The sequence below is a fragment of the Protofrankia sp. CiT1 genome (assembly GCF_917627335.1).
GTDB lineage: Bacteria > Actinomycetota > Actinomycetes > Frankiales > Frankiaceae > Protofrankia.
In genome coordinates, this window is sequence record NZ_CAKJTP010000225.1 from 1 (window position 1) to 649 (window position 649).

Here is a 649-nt window from a genome sequence, read left to right on the forward strand (position 1 = left end):
TACGGGCGGCACTACCAGCAGAACTGGTGGCCCGGCTTGACCTGGACAAACTGGCACTAGTACCGGGGAGCCTGGTTGATGCCACGTTACGGTGGCGGCATACCGATCTGCTGTTCACCGCGCCACTGGACGGCCGAGAAGCATTCGTCTACGTACTGATCGAACATCAAAGCGGCAACGACCCGATGATGGCGTTCCGGATGCTGCGCTACGTCGTGCGGATCTGGGACCGCTACCTGGCCGACCATCCCAGGGCGAGCCGGCTGCCCGCGGTGATCCCGCTGGTGGTGCATCACGACGACCGCGCCTGGACCGCGCCGGTGGAAGTGGCTGACCTGGTCGACCTGGACGCGGGCTTGATCGAGGCCTGGCGGGACCATCTGCCCCGGTTCCGGTTCCTCCTCGACGATCTGGTCCGGGTCGACGCGCAGGCGCTGCGGGAACGGCCGTTGACGTCATCAGCGCGGCTGACACTGCTCCTCCTGAAGATCGCTCCGGGGAATCCGTGGCTGGTGAAGGAACTGGGGCTGTGGGCGGACGAGTTACGGGCGGTCCTGGATGGTCCTGATGGCAGGGAGGAGTTCGCCGCTCTTCTGCGTTACATTGAGCTGGTCGGGGAGGCGGAGATCCGCGATCAGCTACATGATCT

General features: G+C 65.0%; 1 protein-coding gene. It reads left to right on the plus strand.

What is annotated here, in order from left to right; genetic code table 11:
• Positions 1-26: 26 nt before the first annotated feature.
• Positions 27-649: Rpn family recombination-promoting nuclease/putative transposase (locus tag MJ785_RS20385; RefSeq protein WP_239382378.1), on the plus strand; the 623-nt coding region annotated here is incomplete at its 3' end.